15 protein-coding genes and 1 pseudogene are annotated in these 17,205 nt (G+C 38.2%); 11 read left to right on the top strand and 5 right to left on the bottom strand.

Translation table 11 applies throughout. The features are described 5' to 3' along the window. The first annotated feature begins 28 nt into the window (after positions 1 to 28). Positions 29 to 730 carry a response regulator gene (locus ACKVEV_RS08880; RefSeq protein ID WP_409370030.1) on the top strand — a complete coding sequence of 234 codons (702 nt, stop codon included), beginning with the start codon at positions 29 to 31 and terminating at the stop codon, positions 728 to 730. Positions 731 to 1,063: 333 nt separating this feature from the next. Here ACKVEV_RS08880 and ACKVEV_RS08875 read toward each other — a convergent pair whose 3' ends face one another. The 4 genes from ACKVEV_RS08875 to ACKVEV_RS08860 form a co-directional block, all read right to left on the bottom strand. Then, positions 1,064 to 2,032, bottom strand: coding sequence for a 4-hydroxy-3-methylbut-2-enyl diphosphate reductase (locus ACKVEV_RS08875; RefSeq protein WP_409370029.1), 969 nt, complete (start codon positions 2,030 to 2,032; stop codon positions 1,064 to 1,066). Positions 2,033 to 2,101: 69 nt separating this feature from the next. Next, positions 2,102 to 2,650, bottom strand: a complete 549-nt coding sequence (vrrA, locus tag ACKVEV_RS08870; RefSeq protein ID WP_409370028.1) for a VrrA/YqfQ family protein — start codon at positions 2,648 to 2,650, stop codon at positions 2,102 to 2,104. Positions 2,651 to 3,033: 383 nt separating this feature from the next. Further along, entirely contained in the window at positions 3,034 to 3,741 is a 708-nt protein-coding gene (locus ACKVEV_RS08865) for a response regulator (protein ID WP_409370027.1), read from the bottom strand. Then, positions 3,710 to 6,445: a DUF4118 domain-containing protein gene (locus ACKVEV_RS08860; RefSeq protein WP_409370026.1), complete on the bottom strand. Its 2,736-nt coding sequence runs from the start codon at positions 6,443 to 6,445 to the stop codon at positions 3,710 to 3,712. The genes ACKVEV_RS08865 and ACKVEV_RS08860 overlap by 32 nt, the downstream gene beginning before the upstream one ends. 364 nt (positions 6,446 to 6,809) lie before the next feature. On the opposite strand from ACKVEV_RS08860, the gene kdpA reads away from it, so the two are divergent. Genes kdpA through kdpC form a run of 3 tightly spaced genes read left to right on the top strand, consistent with a single transcriptional unit; the run spans position 6,810 to position 11,237 of the window. Continuing rightward, positions 6,810 to 8,504 (top strand): potassium-transporting ATPase subunit KdpA, encoded by a 1,695-nt coding sequence (gene kdpA, locus ACKVEV_RS08855; protein WP_409370025.1) that lies wholly within the window; start codon positions 6,810 to 6,812, stop codon positions 8,502 to 8,504. Between the two features lie 15 nt (positions 8,505 to 8,519). Next, a complete protein-coding gene (kdpB, locus tag ACKVEV_RS08850; protein WP_409370024.1) occupies positions 8,520 to 10,583 on the top strand; it encodes a potassium-transporting ATPase subunit KdpB in 2,064 nt (687 codons plus the stop codon). A gap of 12 nt (positions 10,584 to 10,595) precedes the next feature. Then, positions 10,596 to 11,237: a K(+)-transporting ATPase subunit C gene (kdpC, locus tag ACKVEV_RS08845; RefSeq protein WP_409370023.1), complete on the top strand. Its 642-nt coding sequence runs from the start codon at positions 10,596 to 10,598 to the stop codon at positions 11,235 to 11,237. A gap of 89 nt (positions 11,238 to 11,326) precedes the next feature. Here the strand turns inward: kdpC and ACKVEV_RS08840 are convergent. After that, positions 11,327 to 11,605: pseudogene (locus ACKVEV_RS08840) on the bottom strand (butanediol dehydrogenase); the annotation flags it as partial. A 264-nt stretch (positions 11,606 to 11,869) separates the two neighbouring features. Here ACKVEV_RS08840 and ACKVEV_RS08835 point away from each other — a divergent pair. From ACKVEV_RS08835 to ACKVEV_RS08805, 7 genes are all read left to right on the top strand, one after another. Further along, complete coding sequence (locus tag ACKVEV_RS08835) at positions 11,870 to 13,171, top strand: DEAD/DEAH box helicase (RefSeq protein WP_409370022.1); 1,302 nt, start codon at positions 11,870 to 11,872, stop codon at positions 13,169 to 13,171. A gap of 12 nt (positions 13,172 to 13,183) precedes the next feature. After that, on the top strand, positions 13,184 to 14,080 hold the full coding sequence (locus ACKVEV_RS08830) for a deoxyribonuclease IV (RefSeq protein ID WP_409370021.1): 897 nt from the start codon (positions 13,184 to 13,186) through the stop codon (positions 14,078 to 14,080). A gap of 144 nt (positions 14,081 to 14,224) precedes the next feature. Next, entirely contained in the window at positions 14,225 to 15,040 is an 816-nt protein-coding gene (locus ACKVEV_RS08825) for a lipid II flippase Amj family protein (RefSeq protein ID WP_409370020.1), read from the top strand. Positions 15,041 to 15,108: 68 nt separating this feature from the next. Then, positions 15,109 to 15,459 carry a VOC family protein gene (locus ACKVEV_RS08820; RefSeq protein WP_409370019.1) on the top strand — a complete coding sequence of 117 codons (351 nt, stop codon included), beginning with the start codon at positions 15,109 to 15,111 and terminating at the stop codon, positions 15,457 to 15,459. Positions 15,460 to 15,583: 124 nt separating this feature from the next. Further along, positions 15,584 to 15,964 carry a hypothetical protein gene (locus ACKVEV_RS08815; RefSeq protein WP_409370018.1) on the top strand — a complete coding sequence of 127 codons (381 nt, stop codon included), beginning with the start codon at positions 15,584 to 15,586 and terminating at the stop codon, positions 15,962 to 15,964. Positions 15,965 to 16,460: 496 nt separating this feature from the next. Beyond that, positions 16,461 to 16,964: a DUF6773 family protein gene (locus ACKVEV_RS08810; protein WP_409370017.1), complete on the top strand. Its 504-nt coding sequence runs from the start codon at positions 16,461 to 16,463 to the stop codon at positions 16,962 to 16,964. Positions 16,965 to 16,979: 15 nt separating this feature from the next. Next, the gene (locus ACKVEV_RS08805; RefSeq protein WP_402921461.1) at positions 16,980 to 17,174 is read left to right on the top strand and encodes a helix-turn-helix transcriptional regulator; all 195 of its coding nucleotides are present in this window, start codon (positions 16,980 to 16,982) and stop codon (positions 17,172 to 17,174) included. Positions 17,175 to 17,205 lie beyond the last annotated feature (31 nt).

Genomic DNA, 17,205 nt, shown 5'->3' with positions numbered 1-17,205 from the left:
TGTATGCGAGTGAAAGGGAGGCTTGGCAGTGACGCAAATAAATGTGTTATTAATAGAGGATGATCCGATGGTGCGGGAAGTAAACCGCCAATTTATTGAAAAAGTTGCTGGCTTTGCGGTAATTGGGCAAGCCTCAAATGGTGTGGATGGGATCAATAAAATTCGTACACTACAACCAGATTTAGTCTTTATGGATATTTTTATGCCAGAACAAGATGGGATCACAAGTTTAAGGAAAATTCGTGAACTGAACATAGCTGTCGATGTCATTACTGTAACAGCAGCGAATGATATGGAAACGGTCAAACAAGTGTTACATCTCGGTGTTTTTGATTATATTATGAAGCCATTTTCGTTTGAGCGAGTGCAAGGAACACTTGAAAACTACAAGCGATTTAAGCAACAAATACAAACGGAACGGGGACTAACACAAGGGGAGCTTGATCAGTTATTCCATTATCATAATGGCTATGAGAACACTGAGCCAGTACAGGAAGGGAAGTCCGAAAAAAGTTTACCAAAGGGCTTTAATCGGGCGACACTGGAGAAAGTAGTGTATTACTTGCAATCGGTAGATGGTGCATCTGCAGAAGATGTGGCAAGTGGCGTGGGGATTGCTCGCGTAACTGCCAGAAGATACTTAGATTATCTAGAAAAGCAACAGGAAATCACGATGGACGTCCATTACGGTGGCATCGGTCGCCCTATTAATTATTATTTTAGTAAATGATAATATGGTGCCAAATATGATGCCAGGCACTCACACAATTTAGAATGCATTCAGGGCTACGGCTTACACTATGCCCGCCGACAAGCGGAAGAGGAACTTTTCAATTTGGTGCCAGGCACTCACACAATTTAGAATGCATTCAGGACTACGGCTTACACTATACCCGCTGACAAGCGAAGTGGATGTTTCCGAAGGAGAAGCCATTATTATGCCAGTAGAAAACGCAAGCAGTAGGGGACAACATTGTGCACAGCAAAAAAGTGTTAGATTGATGAGTAGTCAATCTAACACTTTTTCTCTTTTATTAACCGACATCACCTTGGTCAGTTAACATTAGTAAGGCATAATTTTATCGACAGGCTTTGGCGTTTTAATTTTTGGTAAAATTTTATCCAGTGTAACTGTCCGCTGGATAGTATGCGTCGTTTCATCCTGTTCATCAAATTGCTCAAGGAATGAAATAACCTCTTTAACAATAGGTGTTGGTGTGGAGGCACCGGCAGTGACTGCAACGGTATTAATGCCTTTTAACCACTCAATTTTAAGCTCCGAAACGTCTGCAATCCGATAAGAAGGTGTACCGGCAATTTCTACAGATACTTGCGTTAAACGATTCGAGTTATTCGATTTAGGGTCGCCAACAACAATTAATAGATCAGCTTCCCCTGCTTGCTTCGCAACGGCTTCTTGACGCACTTGAGTCGCTAAACAAATTTCTTTATGAACTTCAATATGTGGGAATTTTTCTTTTAAACTATCCATTAAATGCGCAACGTCCCATTGACTCATCGTTGTTTGGTTCGTTACAAGCAATTTATCATTCGTTAAGTTTAATGCATCGATATCCGATGAAGATTGCACTAAATGCACATGGTCTGGAGCAACACCAATTGCCCCTTCTGGCTCAGGATGCCCCTTTTTACCGATATAAATAATATCATAGCCTTCAGCTGATTTTTCACGAATTAAATCGTGCGTTACTGTTACGTCAGGACATGTAGCATCAATGGATACTAGGCCTTTGCGTTTCGCAATTTCACGAATTTCAGGTGAAACACCATGCGCCGTGAAAATAACAGTGCCAGTTTCAACCTGTTCAATAATTTCTAAGCGATTATCACCGTCAAGTGTAATAATACCATCCTCTTCAAAGGCATCTGTAACATGTTTATTGTGCACAATCATCCCTAAAATGTAGATAGGTCTTGGTAATGTTTTATCAAGTGCGGCGTTACGTGCAATGACCATCGCATCCACAACACCGTAGCAATAGCCACGTGGATTAATTTTTAATACTTGCATGGTTGTGACTCCTTTCAAGCTTACCTACCTACATTATAACGGACAGGCACCTCGAATACAAAGAAACCTTCACTCCATAGGCGGCTGGAAAATTCGCGGCTTGGATGGAATGGGTTGTTTGGGAGTAGTCGATGCGCTTTGTTGGGATGCACGTCTACTTTTCGATGTACCCGCTCCTTTACTTGCAGCAGCCTCACTTGCAGCAGCAGCAGTACCAGCCGCCGCGCCAGCTGCCGCACCAGCTGCAGGAAGCCCAGAAAAACCTTTATACAGTTTTAAAAGGGAAGGAATATTTTTTACCATTGGCATTGCTTGCTGTATATAAGGGGTATACGTTTTGGCAGAATTAAACAGACTGTTTGCCTGCTGTAAAAATGAACCGATTTTAGAAGGCTCCTGTACGGGTGGTGTTGGCATTTGTCCTCCGAGCGCCCCCCTCATTCCACCGGGCATTTGAAAATTCCCTGGAATTCGTGGTTGAGGAAATCCTCCAGGCGGGTAAAAGGATTGTGGTGGCATCTGTGGAGGTGTTGGCATCCGCATTTGCATGGGCATTTGCGCAGGCATTTGCATGCCACCCGGATACATAGGGAATTGATAAGGTGGTCTAAATACCATAATGATCTCCTTTCATTGTATGCTTTTCATTGATGACATACCTGATTATAAATATGATATGCAGACCCTTATGTTAGCGTTCGACAAATGCTCATTACGGAACAATGGAAAGGGCTCTTAAAAGTCAAGAAAGAATGGATGATGGGGTAAAGAGAATAGTGAAAAATACACAAATGTATTGCATATTTAGCTAAAAAGAATTGTTATGACGGAGCATAAGAAATGTCTGTTGCCAAACCCTAGGTGAGGAAGCATTATTTTTAAAGAGGTAATTAATAAATGAAAGCATAGCTCCATAGAGTAGAAGCTATGCTTACTGATTTTTAGTGTATCGAAGTAGTTGTTATAGTTAAATGGTGTATTCAACAGTGTAGTTTGAACGTTCATTGTTCATCATCATGAACTCGTAGCATTCTATATCCCACACGAACATGAGTCTGAATATACTTTGGTTGGGATGGATTATCTTCTATTTTCTTTCGCAGAGTCGCCATAAATACACGCAGGCTTGGAACATCTGACTGGAGAGCATTTTGCCAAATTTCCTTCAATAAAAAATTATGTGTCAGAACTTTGCCAACATGCTTGGATAGCACAACTAATAGTTTATACTCAATAGGTGTCAAGTGCACTTCCACACCGTTAATAAACACAGTGTTTGCCATGTAATTGATTTCTAATTGTCCATTAACAAACAGTGCGGATTCAGCTTCTAGCTGATGGGCGCTACTCGTTCTTCGTAAGGCAACACGTATACGAGCAAGTAGCTCCTCCACGCTAAAAGGTTTTGTGACATAGTCATCTGCACCAGCATCTAATGCATGGATTTTATCGAGTTCTTCACTGCGGGCACTAACCACAATTATGGGGGTTTGGGTCCAACCGCGTATTTTATTAATAAAGTCTATCCCATCCATATCTGGTAAGCCTAAATCGAGGATAATGACATTAGGCTTCAACGAAATAGCTTTTTGCAATGCACTAGAACCATCTTGTGCAATATCGAATTCGTAGTGTTGAGTAGTGAGGGTCATTCTAATTAAATTGCCGATAGCTACATCATCTTCTACGACTAAAATCCGTGTACTCATTGATAGGGACAACTCCTTTTTTTAAAGTAAAACGAAAGATGGTTCCAGTAGGGTAGTTATTGGTAACTTCTAATTTACTATCATGTAGTTTTAAAATTGTTTGACATAATGCTAACCCTAAGCCTAAGCCCCTTCGACTATCGCTACGCTGGACTTTACCTGTTATAAAAGGCTCAAACAGTTTTTCTTTTAATGAATCGTCAATACCTGGTCCATTATCAGAGATACTAATGTCAACATAATCGTCTCGATCCGTTGCATTGAAAATGATGTTACTACCTGCAGGTGTATAGGTTAGGGCATTATCTATTATATTAATAATTACTTGAATCATCAGGCGTGCATCCATCAATGCCATAACTAATTCAGGCTCTACATGATAAGAAATATTATGTGTATTATCCCGTGGCGTAACATGAAGTAACGCCTCTTGAATAATATCCTCCACTAGCTCTAACTGCATCTCTAATGCAAATTGCCCATCTTCTAACATCGAAACTGCTAGTAAATTTTCCACCATCTGAACAAGCCATTTTGAGTTTTTATATATATCTTCGTATAATCGTGTTTTTTCAATGTCGGGAATTTGCGCTTTATTAGTTAGCAGAATATCGGCATTGCCTGAGATAGTTGTAAGCGGTGTTCGTAAATCATGAGAGATAGCACGTAAAAGATTAGCTCTCATTTGTTCTAGCTCGGCTTCTCGAGCAACTTGCTCATTTAAACTTTGCAAATACCATTTATCAAGAGCGAATGAAAAATCATTCATAATCGCATGTAAAATATCGCGCTCAAAGGCGGGGAGAGGTGTTTGCTTAGAAAGAGCAATACCTGCAATACCCTTTACACTTCCACTTGAAATAACAGGTAAATAGTAGCCGTTCGCGTCAGGAAAAATATCTGTTGATATGCCAGCAAAATGTTTATTATTAATTACCCAATGTATGACTCCTAATTCATTTGTATCTTTAAAGAGTGATGCTACTTTAGTATTCTCCATATTAGATAGACTTGTTGTTGGGAAAAAAGAAGAGTTGATGATTATTTTTTGTTCTATTTCAAAAAATTGCACAGGTCTCTCGACTAATTTAACAATTTGTGTCATGCCTTCCGTAATGATTTCTTCGATAGATTTGGCATGTTGTAGTTTGCGATTGGTTTCTAGTAAAACTTCCATCCGATAAGATTTCCGTACAGCAACGGTGGCCTGCTCTTTTATCTTCTTTGTTAAGCTACTTGTGATAATGCCAGAGAAAAACATAATTAGAAAAGTAATAGGATAGTCCTGATGATACGCTTCAAGCGAAAATCGGGGCTCAGTAAATAAAAAGTTGAATAAAAGTACAGCCACTACAGAGCTAATAATGTTCATCAGCCATCCGGACGACCATATCGCAAGGATTAACACATTAAGAATATAAATCGTAATAATATTGGATTCGCTGACGCCAATTGTAAAGAAAAATAAAGCTAACAAAGAGCCCAAGATAAACACGATGGCCATTTTTAATAAATCCAACCATTCAATTGTTAGTCGATTGCGAATGCCAGTAGGAAAATACAATCGTTCATTTTCTTGATCTGGAACAATATGAATCGTTAAATTCGGTGCGAATTCATTGAGACGGTCACTGATTTTCGCATGCGGCAGCCACCATTTCTTTTTAAAAGCAGTTCTACCAAGTACTAGCTTTGTCACCCCACTTAATTGTGCATAATTTGCTAGTGCAGCTGCGACATCATACTCTTGAACGATTACGACATGGCCACCAAGTTGCTCGGTCAATTTAATATGTTGTTGCAATCGTTCATCATTTGCTTCGTTAAAACTACTTTCTGGCACCTTTTGCACGTAAAGTGCAGTAAATTTGCCATGTAAAGCTTGAGCAAGTCTAGCGGCAGTGCGAATAACTTTGGCATTGGTTGGTGAGCTACTAATACCAACTAAAATATGTTCTTCAATTTGTTTCGTTTGCCTAATCGATTCACTTTCGTTTAGTTGTTTGAAATTAATTGTATCTGCAGTCCTACGTAGGGCAATTTCCCGAAGTGCAACTAAATTTTGTTTGCGAAAAAAGGAGGCTAATGCTTTTTCAGCTTGTTGTTTGTGATAGATTTTGCCTTCTTTGAAGCGTTGAATTAACTCATCGGGTTCAATATCCACAATTTTGATAAGTGCTGCTTGATCAATTAAATAATCTGGTACACGTTCTCGCACTTGTACGCCCGTAATTTCTTCTACCATATCATGCAGACTTTCGATATGTTGAATATTTACAGTTGTATATACATGAATACCTTTCGCAAGTAATTCCTCTACATCCCCAAACCGTTTTGTATGTCGCATATGCGGAACATTTGAATGTGCCAACTCATCAATAAGCACGATTTCCGGTTTCCGTTGCAATACTGCATCTATATCTAATTCTTGAAAATGTTTCCCTTTATAATGAATAATTTTAGTCGGTATTTGCTCAAGCCCGTCAAGTAATGCTAATGTCTCTGGGCGTGGATGTGGCTCTATATAGCCAATGACTACGTCTTTGCCAAGTTTTTTTGCTAGATGTGCAGCATCTAACATGGCATACGTTTTACCTACGCCAGCCGCATAACCGATAAAAATTTTGAGTCTCCCTACAGTTGTTTGCTCCTGATGAATCCTTTGTAAAAACTCTTCTGGAGTGGGGCGTTCATTTTCCATCATCCTTCACCTCATTTGTATTATAGCGTTATCGGACATTAAGAAAGTGTAAAGATTTAACCTCTTTATCATTTCTTAATACAAAACTCAATTTCCTAACACTACATTAATTTCAAAGTCAGTATGATGAAAACATCAAATGAGGGGAATGGTGATGTGAATTGATGGACTTTTATATGATTGGCTTATTATTCATTAGTTTCGCTTGTCTATATGCGTTAACGATGTGGTGCTACAAATTAGTCGAAGAATAGGGGAATGGCTATGGAAATTGTAATTGGAATTATACTTATCTTCCTTTTTGGATATTTAGGGTACGCCCTCTTATATCCAGAAAACTATTAATAGGATGCGGGAGGAATAGCGTATGTGGCAAATAGCCATTGTTTGTATTATTTATTTACCGCTTGTTATCCTAACAGGCCATTATCTTTTTCGTGTAACGATGCATAAAAGAACATGGCTCGATCCAGTGATGGATAAAATAGATCATGTCATTTATAAATTATGTGGCATACAGCCGATAGAAATGACCGGAAAACAATACGTGCTGTCGTTACTTATGTCGAATGCTATTATGGTGTTCATTGGATATATGCTGTTGCGCATGCAATCTTTTTTGTTGTTAAACCCAAATGATATTGGAAATTTGGAAGCAACGCTCTCCTTTAATACAATTATTTCGTTTATGACCAACACAAATCTGCAGCATTATAGTGGTGAATCTAGTTTAAGTTATTTGTCACAAATGCTCGTCATTATTTTTATGATGTTTACATCCGCAGCGACAGGCTATGCAGCATGTATGGCATTTTGTCGACGTTTAATTGCTAAAAGTGACACTTTGGGCAATTTCTATGTAGATTTTGTACGTGTTATTACACGTGTATTAATGCCAATTTCCATTGTGGTGGCCATTCTTTTAGTATGGCAAGGTACGCCTCAAACATTAAGTGCGAATAAAACTGTGCAAACAATTGAAGGAAAGATGCAAGACATCGCACTGGGTCCTATTGCTTCGCTTGAATCAATTAAACATGTTGGTACAAATGGAGGGGGTTTTAATGGAGCCAATTCGACGACGCCTTTTGAAAACCCTTCCGCTATATCCAACATCGTAGAAATGTTATCGATGATGATGCTACCTGGGGCTTGTGTTATAGCATTTGGCTTGATGGTTACTTATAGAAAAAAGAAGGCGATAGTTGGTAAGCAAGGGCTAGCAATCTTTAGTGCCATGAGTATGCTGTTGTTAATTGGGTTAATAACAGTGTACATAGCTGAACGTACGGGAAATCCACTTATCGGCGAGCTAGGTATTACACAGGAACTTGGCAGTATGGAAGGAAAAGAAATACGCTTTGGTATAGCACAATCGGCTCTTTTTACGGCTGTTACTACTGCCTTTACAACTGGCTCTGTCAATAATATGCACGATACTTTAACACCGCTTGGTGGACTTGTACCGATGTTTAACATGATGCTAAACGTTGTCTTCGGTGGTAAAGGCGTTGGTCTGATGAACATGATGATGTATGTGCTACTGACGATTTTTATAGCGTGTTTAATGATAGGCCGTACTCCTCAATTTTTAGGGAAGAAAATTGAGGAAAAGGAAATGAAACTTATAGCGCTATGTATTTTAATTCATCCGGCCATCATCCTGTTATTTTCGGGGCTTGCTGTTGCTACGACAGCTGGCGTGGCAGCTATAACAAATCCAGGTGCACATGGTTTATCGCAGGTGCTATATGAATTTGCTTCTGCTTCTGCCAACAATGGCTCCGGCTTTGAAGGATTAGCTGATAACTCGGCATTTTGGAATGTATCGACAGGGCTAGCGATGTTTTTTGGACGCTATTTAACGATCATACTTCAATTAGCAATTGCTTCGTTACTTGCTAAAAAAATGTTGTATAGCGATTCAATTGGAACATTGAAAACAGATACGCCGATGTTTACATTTTTGCTTGTTGGAATAGTATTGATGATTGGTGCATTGACATTCTTACCAGCATTGGCACTTGGTCCAATTACAGAGCATTTACAAATACATTCCTAATGAGGAGAGAAATAAATGGAGACTGTAAGAAAAAGTTTTATGTCGAGCGATATGATTAAGCAATCCATTATCGGTGCGTTGAAAAAATTTAATCCATTTTATATGATCAAAAATCCTGTCATGTTCGTTGTAGAGGTCGGATTTCTCTTTGTGTTATTGTTATCATTTTTCCCCAATTTGCTTGGGACTGGGGGAGGCGAGCATGAACGACTTTATAATGTGATTGTCGCTATTATTCTCTTTGTGACGATATTATTTGCTAACTTTGCAGAGTCTATAGCAGAAGGGAGAGGGAAGGCTCAAGTACAAACGTTAAAAAATACAAAAACAATTACACAGGCAAGAGTGCTTTTAGCGGATGGCTCAGAAATACTGAAACAGGCATATGAGTTGAAAAAGGGAGATGTTGTTTTAGTTCAAGCTGGAGAGGTCATTCCAAACGACGGTGAGGTAATTGAAGGAATTGCTACAGTCGATGAATCGGCCATTACGGGTGAGTCAGCACCTGTCGTAAAAGAACGAAGTGGTGACTTTTCATCTGTTACTGGTGGGACGACGGTCACAAGTGATTGGCTTATCATTGAAATTACTTCACTGCCAGGAGAGTCATTTATAGATAGAATGATTACCTTGATTGAAGGGGCAAGTCGAAAAAAAACACCCAATGAAATTGCGTTAAATACGTTGTTAGTAAGTTTAACAATAATATTCTTATTAGTTGTCGTGACATTATATCCTATGATGAATTATTTAAATGTGCACATCTCCATTGCCACATTAATAGCTCTGACAGTTTGTTTAATTCCAACTACAATCGGTGGCTTACTTTCTGCCATAGGTATTGCCGGAATGGACCGTGTGACACAGTTTAATGTCATTGCGATGTCGGGAAGAGCAGTGGAAGCCTGCGGTGACGTAGACACACTCATTTTAGATAAAACAGGAACAATCACTTATGGCAATCGCATGGCATCTGAGTTTTTACCTGTAAAGGGAGTGGCGCAACTAACATTGGTGCAAGTTGCATGGCTTAGTTCCTTAACCGATGACACGCCTGAAGGGAAATCTATAGTATCATTGGCAGCCGAGTTAGGTGTGGACACTACAGAGGAACAACTAATCATTAAAACAAGTGAGCATATGCCGTTTACTGCACAAACAAGGATGAGCGGATTAAATTTGAAGGATGGCACGATCATTCGAAAAGGAGCTTACGATACGATTAAGCAAGAAAGCATGGCTGCCGGGCATTCTATCCCTCAAAATTTGGAGCAGTTAGTCCATCAAGTATCTTCTGTAGGGGGGACGCCACTTGTTGTGTCGTTGAATCATACTATTTTAGGCGTCATTCATCTGAAAGATATTGTGAAATTCGGTTTGAAAGAACGCTTTGAACAGCTGCGGGCAATGGGCATAAAAACGATTATGTGTACAGGAGATAATCCACTAACAGCAGCAGCTATAGCTAAAGAATCCGGCGTGGATAGCTTTATTGCAGAAAGTAAGCCTGAGGACAAAATAAAGGTCATAAAAGATGAGCAGGCACTTGGAAAAGTTGTTGCAATGACAGGGGACGGAACGAATGATGCACCTGCTTTGGCGCAGGCAAATGTAGGTATTGCCATGAATTCAGGGACGAATGCAGCAAAAGAGGCTGCAAACATGGTAGATTTAGATTCAAATCCAACTAAAATAATAGAAGTTGTAGAAATTGGGAAACAATTATTAATGACGCGTGGCGCACTTACTACATTTAGTATTGCAAATGATGTTGCGAAATATTTTGCGATTATCCCTGCTATGCTGATGGGGGCAGTACCAGAAATGAGCTCGCTTAACATTATGCATCTCTCTTCACCGACAAGCGCCATCCTTTCTGCTTTAATTTTCAACGCGGTTATTATTCCGTTATTAATTCCTATAGCAATAAAGGGTGTCAAGTATAAGCCGATGAGTGCTTCGAAATTATTACAGAAAAACTTATGCATTTATGGACTAGGTGGTATTTTTGCCCCCTTTATTGGGATTAAGGTGATTGATTTACTAATAGACCCACTGTTATCCATGCTTGGGCTATAGGAGGGAACTGACATGAATAGATTTTGGGATAATGTAAAGCAGGCGTTTTTTGTATCCTTAACAATGTTTGTATTATGTGGTTTAATTTATCCTTTTACTGTGACCGGCATTGCACAAGGGCTATTTAACGAGCAGGCGAATGGAAGCATTGTTGAGTTGGATAGTAAAGCTGTTGGTTCAGAATTGTTAGGGCAAGCCTTTACATCGCCAGCCTTTTTATGGGGACGTGTTTCTTCTATTAATTATAATGTTTATGCAAAGGAAGATATTGTACCAAATGAACAGGGCACAACTGTCTATGGAGGCGTTAGCTCAGGAACCTTCAACTATGCACCCTCCAATCCAGAATTAATAAAACGAATAGAGGAAGATATTCAATCCTTTTTAAAGGCCAATCCAACCGTAAAAAGACAAGAGATTCCTGCTGATTTAATGACAGCCTCAGGGTCAGGTTTAGATCCGCATATTAGTGTGCAAGCAGCAAAAATTCAAATGAACCGAATTGCAAATGCAAGTGGGCTGTCAGTGAAGGAACTTGACGAAATAATAGCGGTTCATACCGAAGGACGCACACTCGGTGTTTTTGGAGAAGATAAAGTAAACGTTTTAATGGCGAATTTGGATATTTTTAAAAAGATGAAGCAGTATGAATAGGCATTTAAAGTGTTAATTAAAAAGGCAGATAGAGAGAAGTGCCTAGCACAATCTGCTCTATCTGCTTGTCAAAGGAGTGAAGCGGAGTTCTATCCTTGTGAGTTAACTAGAATTTTAATATGATTTTTCTCTTTCATTAATGCTTCAAAGCCTTCTGTGACAACGTCATCAAGTCCAATGCGCTTTGTTACAAGCTTGTCCGCAGGGAAATAACCTTTTGTCATCAACTCCATAACTGCAGGGAAAACATCTCGATAAGCGATGATTCCTTTGACAGTTCGCTCTGACAATACGATATGATTAGGTTGAATGGAAGCAGTTGATTCCCAAATAGAAATAATTATTGTTTCTCCTTCAAAAGTAGTATTTACATATTTTATTTTACCATGTGGAAAACTTTGGTTGGGTAAAAAAGATATAGAAAAGCCAAAAAGTCCATCCTATTTTTTCATTATTCACACTTTACATTTTTCATTGCATAAAACGCATAATTAAAGTAAGTTTGTTAAAGGTTAGCGTTGCATCGATGATAAAAACAAGAGAATATTGTAAATGCTTATGTTAATAGTAAGGAAACATACCTAAAAAGCCGAATCATGGTACAATGGGAAAGATGTAAGGAGGAACGAATTATGTCAAAATATACTGATTATAATTTTCAGCCATTTTTGCAGGACGCAATTGCAAAACTAGGCTTCACAGAACCAACACCAATACAAAAGGAAATTATTCCACTTATCCTAAAAGGGAAAAGTGCGATTGGTCAAGCACATACTGGGACAGGAAAAACGCATAGTTTCCTAATTCCAATCGTGCAACGCATTCAAGTTGACAAGCAAGAGGTACAAGCTGTTATTACTTCGCCAACACGAGAGCTTGCTCAACAAATTTTTGATGCGTTAAATCAATTAATAGAAGGAACAAACATTCAAGCGAAATTATTTATTGGGGGTACGGACAAACAACGCTCCATTGATAAGTTAAAAACGCAACCACAAATCGTTGTTGGTACACCAGGACGTATTCGTGACCTTGTTTCAGCTCAAGCGTTATTTGTGCATACGGCACCAATGTTAGTTGTGGACGAAGCGGACTTAGCGTTCGATATGGGCTTTATCGAAGAGATTGATGGCTTTGCTTCTCAAATGCCAGAAAAGCTTGAAATGTTCGTATTCTCTGCAACAATTCCAGAACGTCTACAGCCATTCTTAAAAAAATATATGGAAGCACCTGTGCACGTTCATATGAACGATAAACGTCCAGTGGCAGAAGGGATTGACTTTGTCCTTGTACCAGTACGTTCGAAATCACGTAACAGACGTTTACTAGATGTCATTGAAGGCATTAATCCGTTTTTAGCTGTTATTTTTACGAATACACGTAAAACAGCAGAGCAAGTTGCTGGCTATTTAAACGAGCAAGGGGTTCGCTGTGGTCAAATTCATGGTGATTTAACGCCACGTGATCGTAAAAAAATGATGAAGCAAATTCGTGATTTAGAATATCAATATATCGTGGCAACAGACCTTGCTGCGCGCGGTATCGATATTCAAGGAATTTCACATGTCATTAACTACGAAATACCAGAAGACCTAGAATTCTTTATTCACCGCGTTGGTCGAACAGCTCGTGCAGGCAATAAAGGAACCGCGATTACCTTATTTGAGCCTTCAGACGAGGATGCATTAGCACGCGTTGAGAAAATGGGTATTCCATTTGTACAAAAGGATGTCAAAGATGGTGAATGGTCTGAACTAAAAGAGCGCCATGCCCGTAAAAACCGCGTGAAGCACGAAAATGAGATTGATGCGAAAGCAAAATCGTTAGTGCGTAAGCCGAAAAAAGTAAAACCAGGCTACAAACGTAATATGAAATGGGAAATGGAAAAAATTAAAAAACGCGAACGTCGCATTAAAGCACGCGGCAAAAAATAAGGAGGCATAACGATGTTACTTGGCTCACACGTTTCAATGAGCGGTAAAGAAATGCTGCTCGGCTCTAGTAAAGAAGCTCTTTCTTATGGTGCGAACACCTTTATGATTTATACAGGTGCTCCACAAAACACGCGTCGAAAACCTATTGCAGATCTTAATATTATGAATGGTTTACTACACATGAAAGAGCATGGCATGACGAATATTGTTGTACATGCCCCTTACATTATTAATATTGCAAACACAGAAAAACCTGAAACATTCCGTCTCGGTGTAGATTTCTTACAATCAGAAATTGAACGCACGGCTGCATTAGAAGCAACACAAATTGTTTTACATCCGGGTGCCCATGTCGGCGCAGGAGCAGATGCAGGCATTGCTAAAATTATTGAAGGTTTAAATGAAGTGCTTTCACAAGACTATCCCGTGCAAATTGCATTAGAAACAATGGCAGGTAAGGGAACAGAATGTGGCCGTTCTTTTGAAGAACTTGCAAAAATTATTGATGGTGTAACCCATAATGAACGACTTTCAGTATGCTTTGATACATGCCATACGCATGATGCAGGCTATAATATTGTCGAAGATTTCGATGGGGTGTTAAATGAGTTCGATAAGCTAATCGGTGTGGATCGCATTAAAGTCCTTCATATAAATGATTCCAAAAACGTTCGTGGCGCAGGGAAAGACCGCCATGAAAATATCGGTTTCGGTCATATTGGATTTGATGCGTTAAAATACATCGTGCATCATCCTCAATTAATGGATGTGCCTAAAATTTTAGAAACACCTTTTGTTGCTTTAAATAGTGATGCTAAATCAAAAACAGCACCTTATCAATATGAAATTGACATGTTACGTAGTGGTGAATTTAAGCCTGAGCTAATTGATGCCCTACGAGGAGAATAAGAGAAGCGTAGTCAAATGCAAAGAAATTTGTGTTTGGCTACGTTTTTTTATAATAACGCGGATATTTTAATCATTTCGCAACTATATGACAAATTGAAACGTCTACATGTGAAATAATGGGAAAGATAAAAGTAGGTATAGAGAATGGATATCATAACAGACAAATTAATCATGATTGCTTTATTTATTTTAATCATACATTCAATCGAGACACTTGCGTATGCAGTGCGCTTATCGGGAGCAAGGGTAAAATTACTAGCATCTGCTTTATCTCTTTTTAATGTCATGGTCATGGTTTCGAGGCTAGCAAATATGATGCAACAACCGTTTACAGGGAGTTTGGTCGATACAGCACCTGCTGACAATGCATTAGCCTATGTAGAAAATCAGTTTCGCTTTATAATTGGAGCGGCATCAATCGGTACCCTTTTGGGGATAGTATTACTGCCAACATTCGTAGCCATCTTTTCCCGCGGGATTATTCATTTAGCTGAGGAAAGAGGTTCGATCCCTGCTTTATTGAAAAAAGGATTGACGTTTGAATATGTTAGACGTGGCATTAAGCATATTCGTAAACCTAGCTTTAGTTATTTAAAGGGCATTGGGTTAAAGGATATTCCAGTCAAATTATTTATTATTAATATTGTTATTACAGCGATTTATACGATTGGGGTTTTATCAGCTATTTATGCTGGATTATTAGTACCGGAATTAGGAACTACAGCTGCTATGGCTTCTGGATTAATCAATGGAGTGGCGACAATTCTGTTAATTATTTTCATTGACCCTAAAATATCCATACTGGCTGATGATGTCATCAATAAGCGCGGTAGCTATGTAGATTTAAAAAGAGCGTCTGTGATGATGATGACATCAAGATTTTTGGGCACCATTTTAGCGCAAGTGTTATTTATACCTGGAGCACATTATGTCGCCTGGTTTGCGAAGCTGATTGCTTAATCGTTAAGAAGGAAATCAATTATAAAACGAGAATTTAAATGAGTAACGAAAATAGGAAGGTGACTTTTATGAATATAAAGGGCTTTGGCGGGATCTTTTGGAGAACCAGAAATATAGAGGACATCAAAAAATGGTACAGTGAAGTGCTCAATATGGATATTAACGAGTGGAATGGTACCATTATTACGCCGCAAGAAGGGAACGAAACGATTTTTTCACTCTTTTCTCAAGATGACGGCTATTTTCCACTAGCACAACAAGTGATGCTAAACTTTCAAGTAGAAAATATAGAGGACTGCATGAAACATCTAGAAAAAATGGGTGTTCCGCTTGTAAAGGAAAAAGAAGTGAGTGAATTTGGCAAGTTTATTTGGATTGAAGATCCTGAGGGCAGACGTATTGAGCTTTGGGAGAAATAATGGAATCAGAGAAACATTTTTTATGTTTCTCTTTTTTAAAAACTCAAAAGTCCTTTAAATAGTGTGATTTTTTTATATGAAGAGAGCACAATATTTAAAATACATACGTAATGATGGAGGGAAAATGCGAAAAATATTATTACTGATATTTCCAGTTTTCTTTTTGCTATCTTGTAACCATTCTTCAGCGACAGTAGTTGATAACTATGAGATTAGTAAATTGAATATTGATTTTGGTGAAAATGAAGCTTATGAAATTGGAGCAAATACGGATGGCATGCCCATTTTTAAAAATACTGATAAAGCTTTAGAACAAGCTCAAATTGATTATCAGGAAGGACTTCGCGCGATTGCGATGGAATTTGATTTGGAGCCAATTAGTAATAGCAATATAAATGATTATAAAAAATTCGGCTGGCAAATAACAGTGAAAGATAAACATGTTAGCCAACAAGGTATTGAGATTTCGAAGTTTCTTGATATATATGAAAATAGTTTTAAGTAACCATTACAAAATTTTGAAGGGGGAATAATTTTGAAAAACAAAAGGCTAAGAATCGTAAGAATTATTCCTAATCTGTTTTGTTATATGATGCTTTGTGGCTTAGCCATTTGGGTAGTGGTTAATGGTGAAGACTTACAAGAGATAAATAGATTATCGATATACGTGATCTTGATGATTGTACTTTTCATCGTGTCGGTATTTGATAGTTACCGCATTTGGTTATGGATAAAAGCAGGAAAGCTATAAACGCAGGTAAGGGTTAGCGCTGGAGTTTACCGATAAGGAGTAGCGTATCAGATAAAAGACAACAGCTGTTTATATTTGAATGGCATCAATGAAAAAGGCACATTTTCCACGAGAAAATGTGCCTTTTTCATATCTTTAAAGCATCTCACTTTGCATTTTGTAAATTATAAATAACATAGTGCAATTTATATGTTGCAAAAAGCAATATCGTTACATATAATAAAAGTAATAAAACGAATGGAGGCAAATTATGGCTGCGAGACAAAAGAAGCAAGTAGATGAACGTGTAAAAAATTTGCAAAATAAAATATACAAAGAAGTTTATATATTGATTATGATTGTCTGTTCAATATCAATCTTAATTAAATTCTTTCAATTGGGTGTGTCCTTGGACAACGTATTAACAGAATGGTTGATTATCCTAGTATCATCTGCTTATTATAATGTGAGAAAGGCTTATCTTGGCATATTAACTGATGAAATAGAGGTTCACGATAGTAACAGTAAAGTAAAATTAAGTACGAAAAATATTATTTATGGCATAGTGATTGGCTTGTTATTTGCTATTATTTTCGGTCTTAACAGTGCATTCAACTATGCTGATAGTAAACAGCAAGCGATCGAATATTTCGTCGTTGTATTTTTAGTATCGCTCATTATTTATGTGCCACTTTTTGCTGGGGTTATGGGTTTAACTTATAAGGCTGCCAAAAAGAAGAGTGATCAAGTTGTACAAAAAAATTTAGAAGATTAACGAGTGGTGATAAGCATGAAAAATATCCGTTTAAAAATGGCTCGAATAGAACATGATTTGTCACAAGAAGATTTAGCGCAAAAAGTAGGGGTTACTCGACAAACAATTGGTTTAATTGAAGTGGGGAAATATAACCCAACGTTAAATTTATGTATTGCGATTTGTAAAACGTTAAATAAAACATTAGATGACTTGTTTTGGGAAGAGTAAATATATAAAAACCTCCATTTTGAGCATTGTC

Origin of the sequence: Lysinibacillus sp. 38-6 (assembly GCF_046245175.1) — a bacterium.
GTDB lineage: Bacteria > Bacillota > Bacilli > Bacillales_A > Planococcaceae > Lysinibacillus.
Note: the sequence above shows the minus strand (reverse complement) of the source record. Positions and strands in the feature narration are given on the sequence as shown.